This window comes from Acetoanaerobium noterae, from assembly GCF_900168025.1.
Lineage (GTDB): Bacteria > Bacillota > Clostridia > Peptostreptococcales > Filifactoraceae > Acetoanaerobium > Acetoanaerobium noterae.
Genome location: NZ_FUYN01000001.1, coordinates 382,553 through 401,607, shown reverse-complemented (window position 1 = coordinate 401,607; position 19,055 = coordinate 382,553). Strand labels below are relative to the sequence as shown.

The following is a 19,055-nucleotide window of genomic DNA, read 5'->3' as shown; positions in this document are numbered from 1 at the left end:
GCTTATAAAACTATGATATTTTGTTATATTTATACCAAGATTGATAAATTATTTAAAAATTATGGAGGTAAGAAATGGCAATTAGAATTATTAGAACTGATGGAGACGAGGTACTAAGAAAAAAATCTCGCGCTGTTGATAAAATCAACGATAAGATTTTAGAGCTAGTAGAAGACATGATAGATACTATGTATGAAGCTGATGGGGTAGGACTTGCAGCTCCACAGGTGGGTGTGCTTAAAAGAGTAGTGGTTATAGATGTAGGAGATGGTCCTATAGTGATGATAAATCCAGAAATTCTAGAGTCTAGTGGTGAACAAACAGATGATGAAGGTTGTCTTAGCCTACCAGGAAAATTCGGCTGTGTTACTCGTCCGTATTATGTAAAAGCCAAGGCTTATGATACTGATATGAAGGAATTTGTGGTTGAAGCTGAGGAGCTTTTTGCAAGAGCTATTTGTCATGAAATTGATCACCTAGACGGAATTTTGTTTAAGGACAAGGTAGAAGGAAGTTTAAACGAAAGTGAGTAGATGCAGATGAAAGCTATATTTATGGGAACACCTGAATTTGCGATTCCATCCTTTGAAGCATTATATGAAAGTGATTTTGAAATAGCTTTAGTAGTTACTCAGCCAGATAGACCAAAAGGTAGAGGCAAAAAGCTTTCATCTCCACCAGTAAAATTAGTTGCTCTAGAGCATAATATAGAGGTGTTTCAGCCAGAGCGAATTAAAGACAGCGAGGCTATTGAAAAGATAAAGCAAGTAAAGCCTGACCTCATAATTGTTGTTGCTTTTGGTCAGATTCTTCCCAAAGAAATTTTAGAGCTTCCTAAATATGGGTGTATAAATGTACATGCTTCTTTACTTCCTAAATATAGAGGAGCAGCTCCGATTAATTTTGCTATAATTAATGGAGAGAAAAAAACAGGTGTGACTACCATGTATATGGAAGAAGGCCTAGATACGGGAGATATGCTTTTAAAAAATGAGGTTGAAATTACACCTGAGGATACAGCCTCTACACTTCATGATAAGCTTGCAATTGCTGGAAAGAAAACTTTAGCAGATACTTTAAAGGCTATAATAAATGCAGAGCTGGCACCTGAAAAACAGGATGATTCTATTTCAAACTATGCACCTATAATGACAAAAGAGCTAGGGAAAATAAATTGGGATAGGTCAGCAGAAGCAATATCTAATTTGGTTAGAGGGACTGATCCTTGGCCATCAGCCTACACGCTTTATGATAGTGCAGTACTTAAACTCTTTGCTCCAGTTGTTTTAGATAAGCAATCTAAAGAAAAACCTGGAACAATAATAGCTGTGTCGAGCGAGGGCATTGATATAGCATCTGCTGATTATATTGTAAGGATAAAAGAAATACAAATTAGTGGTAAAAAAAGAATGCCAGTAGGTGAATTTCTAAAAGGGAATGTATTAGAAATAGGAAAGGTACTTGGCTATGAGTAAGTTTTTGAAAAAAGCTTATCCTCTTTTAGAAGGAACTGTTGATTTGCTAGGTATAGATAAAAATCAGCTAAGAAAAAAAATGATAGATATGAGCAATAAAAAAACAAGAAGTAAGCAATTTCATTTAAAGCCAAATGAAATTCTAGTGCTGTTACCTCATTGCCTTCAGCTTCAAAGCTGTGACATAAGAATCACAACAAACATATACAACTGCAAAAGATGTAAAAAATGTGATATAGCTGAGATTGTTGCTGTTTGTGAAAAATACGGTGTAAATGTGGTAGTAGCTACAGGTGGAACCCTTGCAAGGCGAGCAATAGTGGATATAAGACCAAAGGGAATAATAGCAGTAGCCTGTGAAAGAGATTTGACTAGTGGAATAGTCGACGTCGGAGAAATGGATGTAATAGGCATTTTGAATGATAGACCAAACGGTCCTTGTATAGATACAAAGGTAGATATAAAAAAACTTGAAGAAGCAATATTGTTTTATTTAGGAGGAGATTAGGATGTATTATCCTTATTTTGACAGTACTATGATTGTACTGATTCCAGCTATAATATTAGCTATGTATGCACAAAGCAAAGTTAAATCAACATACGAAAAATATGTTAGGATAGCAAGTCAAAAAGGCTACACTGGAGCAGAAGCGGCTAGAGCCATTTTAGATAGAAATGGTCTTACTGATGTAAGAATTGAGCATATAAGAGGAACCTTATCAGATCACTATGATCCAAGAACTAGGGTATTAAGACTTTCTGATATGGTTTACAGAGGTAATTCTATTTCTTCATCTGCTATAGCAGCTCATGAGGTAGGTCATGCTATCCAGCATGCAAGAGATTATGCTCCACTTCGTTTTAGAAATGCAATAGTGCCTGTTGTAAACTTTGCATCGAATCTTTCTTGGTTGTTTATTTTGGCAGGTTTATTCTTGTCATTTACTGGATTGATTGATATAGGGATTATACTATTTACAGGTTCAGTAGTATTTCAAATTGTAACTTTACCAGTTGAGTTTAATGCAAGCAGCAGAGCACTAGATGAATTAGAGTCTGTTGGAGTACTAACTAGAGAAGAGATTCCTCATAGTAAAAAGGTTTTAGATGCAGCAGCTCTTACCTATGTGGCAGCTACAGCTACAGCAGTAGCTCAGCTTGTTAGATTACTATTATTAAGAGAGCGTTCTAGGGACTAGCGTTTTGCTGGTCCTTTGTTTTGAATATGATAATATAATTATAAAATGAGTAACTGTATTCATAAAGGAGCAATTATGAGCAATAATGCCAGAAAAATAGCATATGATATAATATACGATGTGAAGTATAACAAAGCTTATTCTAATATTTCAATCAACAAAGCCTTTAATAAAAATACTATCGATAACAGAGAAAAGGGATTTGTTACTGAGCTTGTTTATGGAACTTTGAGTAGGTTGATTTATTTGGATTATCAGATTGAGCAGTTTCTTGATATGAGAGCAAGTAAGCTATCCAAACAAGCCAAAACAGTTTTAGAAATGGGTTTTTATCAGCTTGAATTTATGGACAGTGTTTCTGATTTTGCATCAGTAGATGAAAGTGTAAAGCTTATAAAAAAAGTGGATAATAGAAGTGCAGGGATTATCAATGCAGTAATGAGAAAGAGAGTAAAGGAAGGAAAGGCCGAATACACAGACAAGATTTCAGATAAAGCAAAATCTCTATCTATAGAATTTTCAATTTCTGAGTATATAGCTAGAAGATTTTTGAAAATCTACAAAGAAGAATTTACTAGGCAATTATTAAGTAGCATGCTAGAAAAACCAAGTTTGTTTATTAGACTTAATAAATTAAGAAGCACAGAAGCTGAGCTATTTGAAAATCTTGAACAGCAAGATATATATTCAAAGAAAAATGATATAATAGATAGCGCGTATGAAATTAGTGGAATGAAAAATATTGGCTCAAATCCATTGTTTGTAAAGGGAGGCTTTGTTATTCAGGACTTATCCTCAATGCTTGCTGTAAAAGCCTTAAATCCTTTACCAGGAGATACTGTTTTAGATATCTGCAGTGCACCAGGAGGAAAGTCATTCTATATTGCGGACCTAATGGAAAATAAAGGTCAGCTTGACTCTATGGATATATCTGAGCATAAAATTCAAATGCTTAAAAAAAGAGCAGTTGAGCTTGGGATTGACATTATAAATACTAGAGTTATGGACGCTACTGTTTTTAATGAAGAGATGACTAATAGATATGATAAAATTTTAGTAGATGCACCATGCTCCGGCTTTGGTATAATAAGAAGAAAGCCAGAAATCAGATATAAGTCTTATGAAGATGTAAACCAGCTACCAGAAATTCAATATCAGATTTTATCAAATGCTTCAAAATATCTTAAGGATACAGGAAGCCTTGTTTACAGCACCTGTACGCTTGAGAAGAAAGAAAATATAGAAATAGTGGATAAATTTTTAGAAAATAATAAAGAGTTTTATTTAGAAGAAGAGCCAAAGGAGCTTTACCCACATATTCACAATACAGATGGATTTTTTATAGCAAAATTCAAAAAAGATATTAATAAATCAGTATAATATGTTTATATGTTAGTATATAATAATGGTAATTTGTTACAGAAAGGTAAATTATGAAATCAGATGCATTATCTCTAACCTTTAGTGAGTTAGAGGAAGAAATTGTTAAGCTTGGAGAACAGAAATTCAGAGCTAAGCAAATTTACCCGAAGCTATTTCAAGGAATTTCATCTTTTGATGAAATAGGAAATATCTCAAAAGTACTCAAGGAAAAGTTAAACGAGCACTTATATATTTCTAAGGTGTCAGTATATAAGGTGCTTACTTCAGAACTTGATGGTACTAGAAAATATTTGCTCCAGCTAGATGATAAAAATATTATAGAAGCAGTGCTAATGAGATATAAGCATGGGCTTTCAATTTGCATATCCTCTCAAGTGGGATGCTTAATGGGATGCAGTTTTTGTGCATCAACTATAGATGGACTAGTTAGAAACCTTACTGCAGGAGAGATGATAGGCCAAATTCTTGCTGTTCATAATGATGTAAAAGAACGTATATCTAATGTTGTAATGATGGGAAGTGGAGAGCCACTTGATAATTTTGATAACCTTATTAAGTTTTTAGATATAGTTCACCAAGAGGATTCTTTAAATATAGGATATAGACATATAACTATATCTACTTGTGGGGTAGTGCCTAAGATTAATGAACTTGCAAAATTAGGATATCCAATAAACTTAGCCATATCACTTCATGAAACCACTCATGAAAAAAGAAAAAACATTATGCCTGTAGAAAATGCCTATCCTATTGATTCGGTTATTAAGGCAGCAAAAGATTATGCAAATACTACAAAAAGGCGAGTTACCTTTGAATATGCACTTATAAAAGGTGTAAATGACTCAACCGAAGATGCAAACAGATTATCGAAGCTACTAAAAGGCATGCTGTGCCATGTAAATTTAATACCAGTAAATACAGTTGAAGAGCGTACATACAAAAGGCCAGACAAAGCTGCAATAAATGCTTTTCTTAGTGTTTTGAAAAGCAATCACATAGAAGCAACTGTCAGAAGAGAGATGGGAAAAGATATAAATGGAGCGTGTGGCCAGCTAAGACGAAGCATTGTTGATTAGAAAAGGGTGATAAACTTGGATTTTTCTTTTATAACTGACTGTGGAATGAAAAGACCTACTAACGAAGATTATTGTCATGCAGAAACTCTTATAATCCAAGGTGAGGAGACTGGTTTTTTTGCTGTGGCTGATGGAATGGGTGGCCATAACAAGGGGGAAGTAGCCAGTAAAATGGCTATTGATAAATTAAGAACCTATGTTTTTAGACATTTAGAAGATAATGCCGAGGGCGTAGGAGATTTAAAAATAATGCTATCAAGAGCTTTTTATGAAACAAACAAGCTCGTTTATGAAAAGGCCAATAAAGAAGAACAATTTGCTGGTATGGGAACTACCCTAATAGCAGCTATTATAAATTCAAATAACTTAATTGTAGCTAATGTTGGAGATAGTAGGGCTTATGTGTTTAGAGAGGATACCTTGCATCAGCTCACTGTTGACAATTCATATGTACAGGAGCTGGTTAAGCAAGGAGTTATAAAGCCTGAAGATGCAAGAACTCATCCTCAAAAAAATGTAATCACTAGAGCTGTAGGGACCGACAAAAGTGTAAGAGTAGATTTTTATCAGAAAGAGCTTCAAAAAAAAGATGTGGTTATCCTATGCAGTGATGGACTAACCAATATGGTAGATGATTCTGAGATTCAAAATATATTAAGAACCTGCATCAATCCACAAAATTGTTGTGACAGTCTTGTGGAATTAGCTAATAAAAAAGGTGGAAAAGATAATATAACAATCGTTTGTGTTATCCTATAATATCGTGAAAGATGGTGAAACAGTGAATAATAAAGTTTTAGGAAATAGATATCAGCTGATGGAAAAAATAGGAGAAGGCGGGATGGCAAATGTTTATACCGCTAGATGCCAGATACTTAATCGCATAGTTGCAGTAAAAATTTTAAAGGATGAGTTTTCAACCGATGAAGAATTTGTAAACAAATTCAAAAATGAAGCTCAGGCGGCAGCTAGCCTTAATCATCCGAATATTATAAATGTATATGATGTAGGTCAGGACAATGGCATATCTTACATAGTAATGGAGTATGTAGATGGAATAAATTTAAAAGAGCTCATTAAAAAAGAAGGAGCTTTAGAAGAGCAAAGAGCTATTAATATCGTAAAGCAGATAGCCTTAGCCTTATCAGAAGCCCATAGTAAAAAAATTATCCACAGAGATATCAAGCCACACAATATTATGATAACTAAAGACAATATGGTTAAAGTAGGAGATTTTGGAATTGCAAAGGCTGTAAATAGCTCTACAATTACTAGCGTAGGGGCAGTTATGGGCTCAGTTCATTATTTTTCTCCAGAGCAGGCAAGAGGGGGATATATGGATGAGAGAAGTGATATATATTCACTTGGAATAGTCCTATATGAGCTTCTTACAGGAAAGCTTCCATTTAGCGGAGAAACACCTGTAAATGTTGCTTTAAAGCATATTCACAGTAAGGTAGAGCTAGGTGAAGAGGATTTTGCAAACGTATCACAGGATGCTCAGAATCTTATTTTGAAAATGACTCAACGTAATGTAGATAGAAGATACAAGAATGTCGAGCAGCTAGTTGCAGATATTTCTAGCTTAGAGCAAAAGAAGCCTATAAATAATTTTATTGAAAGAGAAGAGGATTTTGAAACTAAAAGAATACTTTTTGGGCATCAAGAGCTTGACTTTTCCGATGATTATGATGAAGACTATGATGACGAGGAAATTGACATGAAACCAAATAAAAAATCAAAAATAGCGGATAGAAAGCCTAAACGAAAGCATTCTAAGACTATGTCCATTTTTGCAATAATCGCTGCCTTGGTAGCTTCACTGGTGTTTTTAGCCACTGTATTTATATTTTCAGGAGGAGAGCTTCTACCATCGAATGTCTTTGGCATTTTCTCATCGAATAAGATAGATACACCTTCACTTCTTGGAAAAACTCTTGAAGAAGCTGAAGAGGAGGCTACAAAGCTAGGGCTTAAAGTAGAAATGATATCTGAGGAACCAAATAGCAAATACGCAGAGGGAACTATTTCTAAACAAGAACCAACTGAGGGAGTAAAAGTAAACGAAGGAGAGACCATAAAGGTTGTTATCTCTAAAGCATTAGCAGAAACTGTAAGCGTACCTAGTGTTGAAGGGATGAAGCTTACAGAGGCTCTAGAATTACTTGAGTCAAAAAATCTGCAGGAGGCTGTAGAGTATGAATTTACTGATCAGGAAGAGGATATTATCCTTTCACAATCGCCAGCCGCTGGAGAAAGCGTAGAGGAAAGAAGTATTATTAAGCTGAAAGTTAGCAGAGGACCAGAAGAAATACTTGAAATGGTGCCATCTCTTGTTGGCAAATCCTTAGAGGATGCAAAAGCCAATATAGGCAATTTTAAAGTGGGAGAACTAAGCTATAACGAAGATAAATCTAAAAAGGATGGAGTAGTATTATCTCAAATTCCAAAGGCAGATACTGAAGCAAAAAAAGGCAGTGAAATTAATCTAGTAATAAATAGACTAGAAAAAGAAGAACAGCCTCAAACAATTAAAACTAGCATGGCTATCATGCTTCCTGAAAAAGAAACAGTTGCACTTCAGATAAAGGATTTGTCGACAGGAGCTGTAGTATATAACCAAACAATTAGACCAGCTGATTTAAATGGAATATTAATAGTGGATATAATAGGTAAAAATGGCGAAACTAAAGACTATGAAATATATATAGATGGTCAATATTATACAACACAACAAGTAGCTTTTTAAAAAGTGAGGTAGATGTGGAGGATGGAAACAGGAAGAATTATAAAAGGTCTATCGAGTTTTTATTATGTTAAAAACTACGAAGATAATGAAGTATATGAATGTAGAGCGAGAGGTATATTTAGAAAAGATAGCATAAGCCCAGTCATAGGAGATGTGGTAGAAATGACAGTAGTAGACCCTGTGACAAAGAAAGGCATGATTGAAAGTGTAAAAGAGAGGTCGAGCTATTTGTTCAGACCTCCTATTGCCAATGTAACGAAGGCTCTATTGATTTTTGCTGTAAAAAGCCCTGAGCCAAATCTTTCACTAATAGACAGATTCATAGTACTTGCAGAAAGAGAAAGACTTGATATTACTATTTGCTTTAATAAAGTAGATTTAGATACCGAAGGAAAATATGAGGATTATGTAAAAATCTATGAAAGAGCAGGTTATAAGGTCATTTCTGCAAGTGTAAAGCATGATTTAGATTTTCAAAAGATAAAAGATGAGTTTAAAGATAATATAACAGTAATAGCTGGCCCTTCAGGTGTAGGTAAATCGAGTCTCTTAAATAAAATCGATCCAAAGCTAAACTTAAAAACATCTCAGATAAGTGAGAAACTCCAAAGGGGTAGACATACGACAAGGTATGCTCAGCTCATTGAACTAGAGGAGAATGCACTAGTTGCTGACACTCCAGGGTTTAGCTCATTGAACTTGGACTTGATTGACGAGGTTGAGCTAAAAGAATATTTTGTAGAATTTCATGAATATGACCATGAGTGTAAATTTGGATTTAAATGTATACATGAAAATGAGCCAGGATGCAAGGTAAAGCAAGCTGTTTTAGATAAAGAAATACCAAACCAGCGATATGAAAGCTACTTGCAGCTATTAAAGGAAATTAGAAGTGATAAAAAACGGAGGTATTAAATACAATGATTAAATTAGCACCATCGATTCTATCAGCAGATTTTTCGAACCTTTTAAGTGACATCAAGGTTGTTGAGGATGCTGGATGCGAATATTTACACATAGATGTAATGGATGGACATTTTGTCCCTAACATTACAATTGGACCACCAGTTATAAGTGCCCTTAAAGGCAAAATTGATATGGTTTTTGATGTGCATCTTATGATTGAAAATCCAGATAAATATATAGAGGCTTTTGCTGATGCTGGGGCTGATCTTATTGTAGTACATCAAGAAGCTTGCACTCATCTTCACAGAACCATACAATCGATTAAAGCATTAGGGAAAAAAGCAGGTGTTGCACTTAATCCTGCTACGCCTATTGAAACTATAAAGCATATAATTCATGACATAGACATGGTTCTTATTATGACAGTAAATCCTGGTTTTGGGGGACAAAAATTCATTGAATCTATGATACCTAAAATAAAAGAGCTTAAATCACTATGTCTTAGAGAAAACGTGAATATAGATATCCAGGTTGATGGAGGAATTACTCCTGAAAATGTAAAGAAAGTAGTAAGTGCAGGAGCAAATATAATAGTTGCTGGATCTGCTATATTTGGCAGCAATGACATAAAGCAAACTGTTAAATTGTTTAGAGAAAATTCAGTGGTATAGATTATGAAAAAATGCTGTATATTTGTAAATGGAAATATGAAAACTTCTGAGTTTTATAAAGCAACAGCTTCTTCGCATGAGCTTTTGATATCAGCTGATGGAGCTTCAAACAGACTCTTTGAATTGGGAATTGTACCAGACTATATTGTAGGGGATTTAGATTCAATTAAGAGTGAAGTTGAAGAGTATTATAAAACTCAAAAAACAGTGTTTATTAAATTTCCAGCGAAAAAAGATAAAACAGATACAGAGCTTGCAATAGATTTAGCAAAAGACATGGGCTATTCAAATATTACTATGCTGGGTTTTCTAGGTGAGAGATTAGACCACATGTTAGGTAATATTTTTATGCTATATTATGCTCAGCAACTAGGGCTTAAGCTAGAGCTTGTAGATGAAAATAATAAGGCATGGCTCATTACTAAAGGAAAAACTAATATTTTAAATGAGAAGGGTAGAACCATATCCTTTATAACTTTAGGGGACAATGCTTATGGAATTACTCTTAAAGGATTTGCTTATCCACTTGATAATTATAATTTAGAGCTAGGCTCTACTAGATGCATATCGAACATAGTATCTGAGGATGAAGCTGAAATAGAGCTAGAGATAGGGAAGCTTATTGCTATCTTAACTAACCCAGAATTATAATTTAGCATGAATTAAGATTCCTATAATTAATTAACAATGATTTTATGTATTTAAAAAATTGGTGTTCAATTAGAATGATTATTTAGATAGCTTAATATAAATCTGCAATAAAAAAGACTTGAAATCTTCTTAATTAAATTAATTAGAAAGATTCAAGTCTTTTTTTAAGTACATTGGTTGTTATACAGCTCTTTGTACTTTTCCAGAACGTAAGCATCTTGTACATACTTTTATTGTCTTTGGAGTTCCCTCAACTACTGCCTTAACGTTACGCAGATTTGGAGACCAAGTTCTTTTTGTATGACGATTTGAATGGCTGACATTATTGCCGCTTACTTTGCCTTTTCCGCATACCTCGCAAACTCTTGCCATTTCAAAAACCTCCTTATTTAACAGAATGATTAATAGAAAACAAATATTATGATACCATACAGAGCCTACAAAAAGCAATACTAAGGTTAAATTTACTTGAACAAAATCTTGATATCATATATACTTTGAAAAGAGATAATTTAATAAAATAGGGTATAAATAAATTCTAAATAAAATAATATCACAGCGAACAAGGAGGTATATCAATGGCAGGTATCTTAGCAAATGAAAAAGGAAATGTATATATAGATAAAGAAGTAGTTGCTAAAATAGCAAGTCAAGCGGCAATGGAATGTTATGGTCTTGTTGGAATGGCATCAAAAAACAAATCTACAGGAATTGTAGAGCTTCTCCAAGGTCCAAATGGAAGTAAGGGAGTACAGGTTGACATTGCAGAGGAAACTGTTAGTATTGAGCTCTTTGTCATTATTCAATATGGAACTAAGATATCAGTAGTTGCAGACAATATAATCGATAGAGTTAAATATTATGTAGAAAATCAAACTGGACTTAAGGTAAGTAAAATCGATATCAATGTCCAGGGCGTAAGAGTTCAAAAGTAACAGGAGGTTCTTATATCACATGAGCAAAATAGATGCAGTTTTATTAAAAGAAATGATTTTATCAGGAGCAAATAACCTTGTAAATGAAAAAGCACTGATAGATAAATTAAACGTATTTCCTGTACCAGATGGCGATACTGGTACAAACATGTCACTTACAATTGAATCAGCTGTATCAGAGCTTGAAAGCTCTAATATAAATACGATTACAGAAATTGGAAAAGCAATAACCAAAGGCTCGTTAATGGGAGCTAGAGGAAACTCAGGTGTAATATTATCTCAGCTTTTAAGAGGATTCGCAAAATCTATAGAAAATAAAGAAGAGCTTACTATTGAAGATATAGCACTAGCACTTGATTCTGCGAGAGAAGTGGCATATAAAGCCGTAATTAAGCCTGTAGAAGGAACTATTTTAACTGTAGTTAGACAAACAGCAGAAGAAGCCTTGAAAATATATAAAAATCATAAGGATATGAAATTCTTTCTAGAGGAATTATTAGAGGCATCAAATAATTCACTTAATCATACGCCAGAGCTTCTAAAAGCTCTTAAGGATGCTAATGTTGTTGACTCGGGAGGAAAAGGCTTTGTTGTATTTTTTGAGGGCTTGTATCGTGGTTTCATAGGTGAGCCTGTAAAAAAGGATAAGTCTGAAAAGCTAGCACCAGCATTGTTTGAAGAAGAAGATATCCATATATTTGAAGGTGAACTTGAATTTGGATACTGTACTGAATTTATGGTAAAAACCACTAAAATAATACCTGAAGACTTTAAAAAAGAGATTGAAAGCTATGGAGACTCGCTGATTGTAGTTGGGGATGATGGATTAATTAAAATTCATATCCACACTAATAATCCAGGTGAGGTTATGGAAAAAGCTATAAATTATGGAGATTTAGATAGAATTAAAATTGAAAATATGAGGCTTCAGCATGAAGTTAGAATAGAGCAAAACAAGGATGCTAAAGCTGAGGTTGTATTAGAGTCAAGCAGAGCAGAAATTAACAAGGGCTTTGGTATAATATCTGTTGCTATGGGAGATGGACTTAGTAAGATAATGAAGGATTTTGGAGTAGACCATATTATAGAAGGTGGTCAGACTATGAATCCTAGCACAAAAGATTTCTTAGAAGCAATAGATAAAATTGAGGCAAATGATATCTTTATTTTACCGAATAACAGTAATATTATAATGGCTGCTACACAGGCTAGTGAAATTAGCACTAAAAATATAAAAGTTATTCCTACCAAAACAATACCTCAAGGTTTTCAAGCGCTTATGAATATGAGCTTACAATCTAGCTTTGAAGATAATTTAAGCTCAATGACTGAGTCTATTGGCTATGTAAAAAGCGGTCAGGTAACCTTTGCTGTTAGAGATACAAGCGCAGATGGGCTTGAGATATCAAAGGACGATATAATAGGCATAGGTGAAAAGAAGATTGTATCTGCAGGCAAAGAAGTAAGCGCCGTTACAAAAATGCTTATAGAAAATCTTGTAGATGAGGATAGCGAAATAATTAGCTTGTTTTATGGTGAAGATATCAATGAAGATGAAGCTGAGAGTCTTATAGAGGAATTAGAGGAAGCTTACCCAGATTTAGATATTGAACTATATCATGGGGGACAGCCTTTATATTATTATATTATTTCTGTGGAATAGATTATTTTATAGATAACAATAAAAAGGGAACCTCACGGTTTCCTTTTGTCTTTAAATCGAGTATCTATACTATTTTTTATAGAAAAAGAGGATGCTTATGAAATCAAGACTAGATTTGGAAATAGATATAATTCCAGGGATAGGGCCAAAGAAAAAAACTGTTTACAACAATCTGGGAATTAAAACCATAAAAGATTTGTTAATGCACTATCCCATGAGGTATGAAGATAGAAGACATTTTAAAAAGATTGCGGATGTACATTTTGAAGAGAAAGTTTGTATTGAGGGAAAGATTATATCAGTAGATTTAAAGAAGCCCAAAAAAAATATGGTTATTTTAAGAATATGTATTTATGACAATACCCAAAAGGCTTTTTTGACTGTTTTTAACAATCCTTATATACAAAGTCAGCTGACTATAGGAAGGACTATAAAAGCTTATGGTACGGCTAAAAGGATAAATGGGATATGCAATCTCAGTGCTCCTGAAATAGATTTTGACAATTACAGCAAAAAAACTGGAATAATATATCCAGTATATCCATTGACAAGAGGTTTATTTAATGATGAAATAATAAAGTCGATAAAGTGGGTATTGCAAAGCTTAAATATAAAAGAGCTAGAGTATCTTAATTCTAAATATAGGCAACAATTGAGGTTATGTGAGCTAGACGATGCAATAAAAAATATTCATTTTCCAAAGGATCCCCTACTCATAAAGGTTGCAAAATTCAGGCTGGTTTTTGATGAGTTTTTTTTGCTCAATATTGGCTTATCTAGCATTAAGCATGGGTTGGTTAAAGAACCAGGAATAAAGCATGAAAGCTCAGAAGAAACCAAATCTAAAATAGAAGCATTTGTAGAAGAATTGCCATTTGAGCTTACAAAAGCTCAGTCAAAAGTAATGCAAGAAATAACTCGCGATATGGCATCCCATAAACCCATGCAAAGACTGGTACAAGGAGATGTAGGCTCTGGAAAAACTGTAATTGCTATGATTGCGGCATATTATGCTTACATAAATGGATATCAATGTGCTCTTATGGCTCCGACTGAAATATTAGCGAAGCAGCATTACAATAATTTTTTAGATATATTTAAAAATACTAATGCAGAAATTAGACTGCTAACTGGAAGTACAACAGCAAAAAATAAAAGAATAGTTTATGAAGAGCTTTTAAATGGAAGCTGTGATATTGTAATTGGAACTCATGCTCTAATAGAAGATAAGGTTAAGTTTAACAACCTGAGCCTAGTAATAACAGATGAACAGCATAGATTTGGAGTGAGGCAAAGGAGCAAATTGCTACTTAAAAATCATCTTACAGTAGATATGTTAGTAATGACAGCAACCCCTATTCCAAGAACCTTAGCTTTTATTTTGCATGGTGATTTAGACATTTCTGTAATTGACCAGATGCCATCAGGAAGAAAGCCTATTAAAACCTTTGCATCAAAGAAGCAAGAGGCAAATAAGGTTTATGATTTTGCAAAACAAGAGATAGCTCTAGGACGACAGATATATATAGTGTGTCCACTAATAGAAGAAAGTGAAAATTTGGATATTCAAGCAGCAAATGAATTGTTTGAGACGCTATCAGAATCGGTATTTAAAGGATATAAGCTAGCACTTTTGCACGGGAAGATGAAAGCTCAAGAAAAACAGGAAATAATGGATGCGTTTTCAAGTGGAAGAATAGATGTACTCATATCGACAACAGTTATAGAAGTCGGAGTGAATGTGCCAAACTCATCTGTTATGATAATTCAAGATGCTCAGAGGTTTGGATTGTCACAGTTGCATCAGCTAAGAGGTAGAGTTGGAAGAGGAGAATATCAATCGTACTGTGTACTACTATATGAGGGTAAGAATAAATATATAGAGCAGAGAATGAAAATTATGCAAAATAGCAATGATGGTTTTGAAATATCACAAAAGGATTTGGAGCTCAGAGGACCTGGAGAATATTTTGGAACAAGACAGCATGGACTAGACAATTTTAAGCTAGCAGATATTTCGAAGCATATTTCCATACTTAATCTTGCCAAGGCTTTTGTAGATGAGGTAATGAACGAAGATCCAGAATTGAAAAATGAAGAAAACAAGGCTATAAAAATAGAATTAGATAAACGATTTAATAAATTGATGGGTTAATGGAGTGAACATATGAGAGTTATAGCTGGAAAGGCAAGAGGAAAGAAGTTACTATCTCCTCAAACGGATAAGATAAGACCTACTCTAGATAGAGTAAAGGAATCACTGTTTAATATTATCGGTTTCGAAATTAGAGATTGTAGCTTTTTAGATTTATTTTGTGGAAGTGGAGCCATGGGGATAGAAGCAATCTCTAGAGATGCAGATAAAGTTTATTTTGTAGATAGAGATTCTAGCTCTATTGAACTCACACAAAAAAATATAGAGTCTTGTAAATTTGATTCTACAAAATATAAAATACTAAAAGCAGACGCATTTGAGGCATTAAATTCGCTTGCAAACAAAGGAATAAAATTTGACTATATTTTTATGGATCCGCCTTACGGATTTCTAGATATAGATAAAATAATTGAGAAAATATCTCAGCTCGATTTATTAAACAGTGGAGGGCTTTTAATTGCAGAAACAGATATTGATGACTCTATATCTGAAGAGATAGGAAAGCTAAATAAAACTAGAGAAAAAAAATATTCAATAACCAAATTATCGTTTTACGAGAGGACTGAACATAATGGCTAAAATAGCAGTATATCCAGGGAGTTTTGACCCTATAACAAATGGGCATATTGACGTTATAAAAAGAGCGTCAAAGGTTTTCGATCATCTGATAGTTGCTGTTTTAGTAAATGACAGTAAAAAAAGTATGTTCACTCTTGATGAGAGACTAGATATATTAAAACACAGTATAGATAATCTAGATAATGTAAGCTTTGATAGTTTTTCAGGGTTACTTGTGGATTATTGCAAAGAAAAGCAATTATCAGCAATAGTAAGGGGCTTAAGAGCTATTTCAGATTTTGAATTTGAGCTACAAATGGCTCAGATGAATAGACAACTATATGATGAAACTGAAACAGTCTTTTTTACTACTAGTGAGCAATATTCATATTTAAGCTCAAGTCTAGTAAAGGAAGTTGCGAAATTTGGCGGAAAAATTGATGGACTTATACCAGATTATGCTATAATGAAGATGAAGCAAAAGTTGAGTAGGGGGGAGTAAAGTGGAGGTATTAAATCTTTTGGAACTTCTCGAGGATATAATTGAGGAAGGCTCTAAGCTGCCTTTTGGAAATAAGGTAATGATTGATAAAAGTAAGGCACTGGAGATTCTTCGTGATGTACGTATTAGTCTTCCAGATGAAGTAAAGCAGGCTGAATGGATTAATACAGAAAGACAAAGAATCATAGACGATGCAAAAGAAGAAGCAGAAAAGATGATTAAGGACACTGAGGATTACATAAAGCAGAAAGTTGCTGATAGTGAAATCACTAAAAAAGCTCAAGAAAACGCTAAAGAAATCATTGAAAAAGCTGAAAACAAAGCTAAAGACTTAAAGGATGGGTCTAGAGAGTATGCAATTGAAGTACTCAAAAAGCTAGACACGGATTTAGGGAAGTTAAATAGCAGACTACAAAAAAATATGCAAGAATTAAGAGAATTTGATTTATAAAATGAAAAAGATTTTATCAAGCCTAGGCTAAAGATAAAATCTTTTTTTGTTGCTAAAATACGGCTTTTATTTTATAAAGACAGGAGATTTATAATAATCTTGATCTAAATTAGAACCTAAGTCAAAAGCTTTTTTGCTAGTTCTGTTAATTAAATTATAAATTCTAGTAGCTTTAGTATCATAGTTAAAACTAATTCTTTGAAGCTCAGTTTCAGGTGTAAAAGCGGAAACCTTATTTATAATAGGAATAGAGCTAGTTTTCTTCATGAGGTTAAGAAGCTCAGTTCCTTTTTGATTAAAAGCCAAAACTCTAACATATGGAGCTGGTGAAGTGGTATTTATGATAATATTCATATCGCTTTTAGTTATTTCTAGCAAAATATTAAATAAAATCCTCTTAATTCTCGTGTAAGTAAATCTTTTGCTTTTAATAGAGCTGGCAAGCTCATCCAAGGTAGAAGAAGTAAGAGCCGCTTTATAAATTTTATTGTGGAGTCCTTCATTTACGTCAAATATATCGCTTAATCTATCTAAATTGCAAATTATATTATAGCGTATAAATTCAAAAAAACTTTCATCGTGAATTATTTTATCTAGCTTAACAAGCTCCTCAAGCATAGCATAGGTAGGCAGAGGAACAAAATTCTGCAAATTAATATCCAGAGTTGTTTTAAGCTGCTCCCTGATTGCTGTGGCACTGCAAATTTGCCCTACTAAATCTAAACTATTATATGTGCTTCCAGTCCGTTTAATAGTGTGGGGTGTTATTGAGCTTTTTTGTAGTATAAGCTGCTTAGTATATTCAAGCCCCAAAATATCGTTTGAGGTAGTGCTCAAATCCACCTTTGATATTGCTTTCAAAGCATTTTCTCTAGCTTTTGGATAAGGGATTCCTAATTTGAGATTTTCTTTTATTGAATTACTTAGAAGCTCGCTTTCATTTGCAAGAAGCTCAGATGCCATCAATAAGCTTTCTACATCGTTTGATTCGCTTCCAAAGACTAAATTATCTACCATATTAAGCTGGTTAAGTATTGAAATGCTACCTTTTGCAAATATTTCTGAGGACTGTGAAGCGAATAAAACTGGCAATTCGATTACTAAATCTACTCCGTTTTTCACAGCTAAAGCAGCTCTATGCCATTTATCAAAAAGAGCGGGGCCACCTCTTTGAATAAAATTGCCACTCATTATACCTATACAATGGGTGGCATTAGTTATTTGTTTGGATTTTTCAAGATGAAGCTTATGTCCATTGTGAAAAGGGTTGTATTCTACTATAAATGCTGTCGTTATCATGAAATCACATCCTTGATACTGTCGTGAATTTTTCTAAGGATACCTTTTTCTGGGTCTAACAATAGTTTTAGATGATGAGGGCTTTTCGATGCAGTTTGCAAAAATTTATCTTCGTTTATAATCAAATGATAGTTTCTTCCAGAGACTATTCCTAAGTTTGAAAGGGGTCTATTATGAGAAGTTATTACCCTTAGAATTTTAGAAATATTATTTTGATTTTTTGCTAAATCCACTTTTGCTATATGGTCTATTAGCTGATTATATTTTTCCAAAACGGTATTTACGAAGGATAGGATTTCGTCCTTAGGAGAATTAGGCAGTTCTTTTGAAGCTTTATACTCATCTTGCTTCAAGCTATATTTAGAGTAGTGCTCAGATTCGGAGTGCATTTTTTCTAAATGATCATAAAATTGCTCTTTTGAAAGCCAAAAGTTATCTGAAAAATTAAAGGTGCTATTTTGAATTTCAAATGAAGGAGCAGATTTTTCCACACTATTTACACTGCTTACAACAGTTTGACGAGATACTAAAATATCGCTTACTCTACTTCTATTTACTCTAGAAATTCTCATTTTACACCTCCACTAACTTATCTATATATTATATCGTAATTTGTATAGTATAATATAGGGCGAGGTGAAAAAATGAAAAAAGAATTTCAAAGATTAGGATTACTTTTTGGAGAAGAAAAAGTGGATTTATTAGCTAATAAACATGTGGCTATTTTTGGCATAGGTGGAGTAGGAAGCTATGCAGCAGAAGCTATTGCTCGAAGTAATGTAGGAAAAATAACCCTAGTTGATTTTGATGATGTGGATATTACAAATATAAATAGACAAATTCCTGCACTTTCGTCCACTGTAGGACAAAAAAAGGCAGATGTAATGAAAAGAAGAATTGAAGATATAAATCCTGATTGCACAGTAATAGTACTAGGCAAAAAATATCTGCCTGAAAATAGAGAAGAATTTTTTATAGAAGATTACGACTACATTGTCGATGCAATAGATATTATTACTTCGAAGATAGATTTAATAGTTGAAGCAAAGACTAGAAATATACCTATTATATCATCTATGGGAATGGGCAATAAAATTGATCCTACAAAAATAAAAATTGCAGACATATACAAAACTCATATGTGCCCACTTGCAAAGGTACTTAGAAAAGAATTAAAAGCTAGAAATGTTAAAAAGCTCATGACTGTATTTTCTGAAGAGCCGCCACTAAAGCCAGTTATTACTATAAGCAGTGAGAGTAAAAAAGTAGTTCCAGGCTCTACAGGCTTTGTACCATCTGTTGCAGGACTTATTATGGCTTCTAAAGTCATTTCTGATTTATTAGATATATGATTTTTTTAGAATAATATGGTAAAATAAGTT

At 33.5% G+C, this 19,055-nt stretch carries 21 protein-coding genes; 18 read left to right on the top strand and 3 right to left on the bottom strand.

Translation table 11 applies throughout. The features are described from left to right. The first annotated feature begins 74 nt into the window (after positions 1–74). The 11 genes from def (at position 75) to B5X47_RS01960 (ending at position 10,110) form a co-directional block, all read left to right on the top strand. Entirely contained in the window at positions 75–533 is a 459-nt protein-coding gene (gene def, locus B5X47_RS02010; protein WP_079588548.1) for a peptide deformylase, read from the top strand. A 6-nt stretch (positions 534–539) separates the two neighbouring features. Next, positions 540–1,475 (top strand): methionyl-tRNA formyltransferase, encoded by a 936-nt coding sequence (fmt, locus tag B5X47_RS02005; RefSeq protein WP_079588857.1) that lies wholly within the window; start codon positions 540–542, stop codon positions 1,473–1,475. Beyond that, positions 1,468–1,983 (top strand): DUF116 domain-containing protein, encoded by a 516-nt coding sequence (locus B5X47_RS02000; RefSeq protein WP_143215737.1) that lies wholly within the window; start codon positions 1,468–1,470, stop codon positions 1,981–1,983. The genes fmt and B5X47_RS02000 overlap by 8 nt, the downstream gene beginning before the upstream one ends. A gap of 1 nt (position 1,984) precedes the next feature. Next, on the top strand, positions 1,985–2,674 hold the full coding sequence (locus tag B5X47_RS01995) for a zinc metallopeptidase (RefSeq protein ID WP_013362065.1): 690 nt from the start codon (positions 1,985–1,987) through the stop codon (positions 2,672–2,674). A gap of 75 nt (positions 2,675–2,749) precedes the next feature. Then, a complete protein-coding gene (gene rsmB, locus B5X47_RS01990) occupies positions 2,750–4,054 on the top strand; it encodes a 16S rRNA (cytosine(967)-C(5))-methyltransferase RsmB (protein ID WP_079588546.1) in 1,305 nt (434 codons plus the stop codon). Positions 4,055–4,107: 53 nt separating this feature from the next. Beyond that, a complete protein-coding gene (gene rlmN, locus B5X47_RS01985; RefSeq protein WP_079588545.1) occupies positions 4,108–5,133 on the top strand; it encodes a dual-specificity RNA methyltransferase RlmN in 1,026 nt (341 codons plus the stop codon). 15 nt (positions 5,134–5,148) lie between these two features. After that, positions 5,149–5,892, top strand: a complete 744-nt coding sequence (locus B5X47_RS01980) for a Stp1/IreP family PP2C-type Ser/Thr phosphatase (protein ID WP_079588544.1) — start codon at positions 5,149–5,151, stop codon at positions 5,890–5,892. A gap of 4 nt (positions 5,893–5,896) precedes the next feature. After that, positions 5,897–7,882 (top strand): Stk1 family PASTA domain-containing Ser/Thr kinase, encoded by a 1,986-nt coding sequence (gene pknB / locus B5X47_RS01975; RefSeq protein ID WP_242950984.1) that lies wholly within the window; start codon positions 5,897–5,899, stop codon positions 7,880–7,882. A gap of 21 nt (positions 7,883–7,903) precedes the next feature. Continuing rightward, positions 7,904–8,797 carry a ribosome small subunit-dependent GTPase A gene (gene rsgA / locus B5X47_RS01970; protein ID WP_079588543.1) on the top strand — a complete coding sequence of 298 codons (894 nt, stop codon included), beginning with the start codon at positions 7,904–7,906 and terminating at the stop codon, positions 8,795–8,797. A gap of 5 nt (positions 8,798–8,802) precedes the next feature. Further along, complete coding sequence (gene rpe / locus B5X47_RS01965) at positions 8,803–9,459, top strand: ribulose-phosphate 3-epimerase (RefSeq protein ID WP_079588542.1); 657 nt, start codon at positions 8,803–8,805, stop codon at positions 9,457–9,459. Positions 9,460–9,462: 3 nt separating this feature from the next. Then, positions 9,463–10,110 (top strand): thiamine diphosphokinase, encoded by a 648-nt coding sequence (locus B5X47_RS01960; RefSeq protein WP_079588541.1) that lies wholly within the window; start codon positions 9,463–9,465, stop codon positions 10,108–10,110. Positions 10,111–10,290: 180 nt separating this feature from the next. Here B5X47_RS01960 and rpmB read toward each other — a convergent pair whose 3' ends face one another. Beyond that, positions 10,291–10,482: a 50S ribosomal protein L28 gene (gene rpmB, locus B5X47_RS01955; RefSeq protein WP_013362057.1), complete on the bottom strand. Its 192-nt coding sequence runs from the start codon at positions 10,480–10,482 to the stop codon at positions 10,291–10,293. A gap of 206 nt (positions 10,483–10,688) precedes the next feature. Here rpmB and B5X47_RS01950 point away from each other — a divergent pair, with 206 nt between their 5' ends. The 6 genes from B5X47_RS01950 (at position 10,689) to B5X47_RS01925 (ending at position 16,374) form a co-directional block, all read left to right on the top strand. Next, complete coding sequence (locus B5X47_RS01950; RefSeq protein WP_079588540.1) at positions 10,689–11,045, top strand: Asp23/Gls24 family envelope stress response protein; 357 nt, start codon at positions 10,689–10,691, stop codon at positions 11,043–11,045. Positions 11,046–11,064: 19 nt separating this feature from the next. After that, a complete protein-coding gene (locus B5X47_RS01945) occupies positions 11,065–12,708 on the top strand; it encodes a DAK2 domain-containing protein (protein ID WP_079588539.1) in 1,644 nt (547 codons plus the stop codon). A 97-nt stretch (positions 12,709–12,805) separates the two neighbouring features. Next, on the top strand, positions 12,806–14,863 hold the full coding sequence (gene recG, locus B5X47_RS01940; RefSeq protein ID WP_079588538.1) for an ATP-dependent DNA helicase RecG: 2,058 nt from the start codon (positions 12,806–12,808) through the stop codon (positions 14,861–14,863). Between the two features lie 12 nt (positions 14,864–14,875). After that, a complete protein-coding gene (gene rsmD / locus B5X47_RS01935) occupies positions 14,876–15,442 on the top strand; it encodes a 16S rRNA (guanine(966)-N(2))-methyltransferase RsmD (RefSeq protein WP_079588537.1) in 567 nt (188 codons plus the stop codon). Beyond that, positions 15,435–15,923, top strand: a complete 489-nt coding sequence (coaD, locus tag B5X47_RS01930; RefSeq protein WP_079588536.1) for a pantetheine-phosphate adenylyltransferase — start codon at positions 15,435–15,437, stop codon at positions 15,921–15,923. The genes rsmD and coaD overlap by 8 nt, the downstream gene beginning before the upstream one ends. Before the next feature lies 1 nt (position 15,924). Then, on the top strand, positions 15,925–16,374 hold the full coding sequence (locus B5X47_RS01925; RefSeq protein ID WP_013362050.1) for a hypothetical protein: 450 nt from the start codon (positions 15,925–15,927) through the stop codon (positions 16,372–16,374). Positions 16,375–16,440: 66 nt separating this feature from the next. On the opposite strand, the gene B5X47_RS01920 is transcribed toward B5X47_RS01925, so the two are convergent. Both B5X47_RS01920 and B5X47_RS01915 read right to left on the bottom strand, forming a co-directional pair. Continuing rightward, positions 16,441–17,673, bottom strand: a complete 1,233-nt coding sequence (locus B5X47_RS01920; protein WP_079588535.1) for a nucleotidyltransferase — start codon at positions 17,671–17,673, stop codon at positions 16,441–16,443. After that, positions 17,670–18,245: a hypothetical protein gene (locus B5X47_RS01915; RefSeq protein WP_079588534.1), complete on the bottom strand. Its 576-nt coding sequence runs from the start codon at positions 18,243–18,245 to the stop codon at positions 17,670–17,672. The genes B5X47_RS01920 and B5X47_RS01915 overlap by 4 nt, the downstream gene beginning before the upstream one ends. A 72-nt stretch (positions 18,246–18,317) precedes the next feature. Here B5X47_RS01915 and B5X47_RS01910 point away from each other — a divergent pair, with 72 nt between their 5' ends. Continuing rightward, the gene (locus B5X47_RS01910; RefSeq protein ID WP_079588533.1) at positions 18,318–19,025 is read left to right on the top strand and encodes a tRNA threonylcarbamoyladenosine dehydratase; all 708 of its coding nucleotides are present in this window, start codon (positions 18,318–18,320) and stop codon (positions 19,023–19,025) included. Positions 19,026–19,055: the final 30 nt, after the last annotated feature.